The 1456-nt window shown below is 72.2% G+C and carries 1 protein-coding gene; it reads left to right on the top strand.

Annotation, left to right across the window (positions count from 1 at the left end; translation table 11 throughout):
- On the top strand, positions 1-1456 hold a 1456-nt coding region (locus E1289_RS37555; protein ID WP_131988941.1), incomplete at both ends, for an AAA family ATPase.

Raw genomic sequence — 1456 nt, 5'->3', positions numbered from 1 at the left:
CTGGTGCGCGCCCCGCTGGACACCACGCTGTGCGTGCAGGGCGCGCCCGGAACCGGCAAGACCGCCGTGGGCCTGCACCGCATCGCCTACCTGCTGTACAGCGAACGCGAGCGGCTCAGCCGCGGCGGCGTCGCCGTGGTCGGCCCCAACCCCGCGTTCCTGTCCTACATCCGCAACGTGCTGCCCGCGCTGGGCGAGGTCAGCGTCGTCCAGACCACCATCGACGGCATCATCGGCAGAACCCCGTCCCGACACGACGAAGACCCGCGGGTCGCGCGGCTCAAGGGCGACGGGCGGATGGCCGCCGTCCTGCACCGGGCGCTGTGGCTGCACGTCACCCGCCCTGCCGAAGGGCTGATGTACGTCAGCGGCGCCTACCGGCACCGCCTCTCCGACCGCGAGGTCAGCGAGATCATCGCCGCCCTGCGCGGGACCGCCCGCTACAACGCGGCCCGCGCCACCGCCGCCAAGCGGCTCGCCCACGCCGTGCTGATCCAGATGGAACGCCGCGGCGAAAGCGGCTCACACGCCACCGTCGCCGCCTCCAGACCGGTCAAGGAACTGCTGGCTCAGGTGTGGCCCAAGGTCACACCCGAACAGGTGCTGTACCGGCTGCTGTCGGACGCCGGCTTCCTCACCCGAGCCGCCAGGCGCGACCTCACCCCCGACGAGCAGAACCTGCTGCTGTGGGCCAAGCCCGCCCGGTCCTGGCGCTCGGCACGCTGGTCGGCCGCCGACACCGCGCTCCTGGACGAACTCGCCGACCTCATGCAACGCCCCGACACCCTCGCCCACATCGTCATCGACGAAGCCCAGGACCTCAGCCCCATGCAATGCCGCGCCCTGGCCCGCCGCTGCCCCCAAGGGTCACTGACCGTCCTGGGCGACATCGCGCAAGGCACCACCCCCGCCGCCACCGACGACTGGCCCACCCTCCTGCAGCACCTCGGCAAGCCGGACGCCCTGCTCACCGTCCTCGACCGGGGCTACCGGGTGCCGTCCCAGGTCATCGACTACGCCGCCCGCCTGCTGCCCGACATCGCCCCCGACCTCACCGTGCCGACCTCGGCCCGCCGCCCCCCCGGAGCACTCCGCGTCACCCAGCACACCCCCGCCGACCTGCACGACTCCCTCGTACTGACCTGCCGGGAACAGCTCAAGGGCGAAGGATCGGTCGGGGTCATCGCCGCCGACACCGATATCACCGCCATCAAGCAGCGGCTTCAGGCCGAAGGAATGCAACCGGCACTACTGGGCGGCGAGAGCAACACCCTCGGCGCTGAGCGACTGGTCTGCGTCCCGGCCGGCCTGGCCAAGGGCCTGGAATTCGACGCGGTCGCCGTCGTGGAACCGGCGGACATCATCGCGGCCGGTCCCCGCGGGCTGAACCGGCTCTACGTCGCCCTCACCCGGGCGGTCACGTCCCTGCACGTCCTGCACTCCCAGCCGCTTCCCG

Source organism: Actinomadura sp. 6K520 (assembly GCF_004349245.1).
In the GTDB taxonomy this organism is placed as follows: Bacteria; Actinomycetota; Actinomycetes; order Streptosporangiales; family Streptosporangiaceae; genus Spirillospora.
The sequence above is the reverse complement of the archived record's forward strand: the minus strand, read 5'-3'. Positions and strand labels throughout refer to the sequence as shown.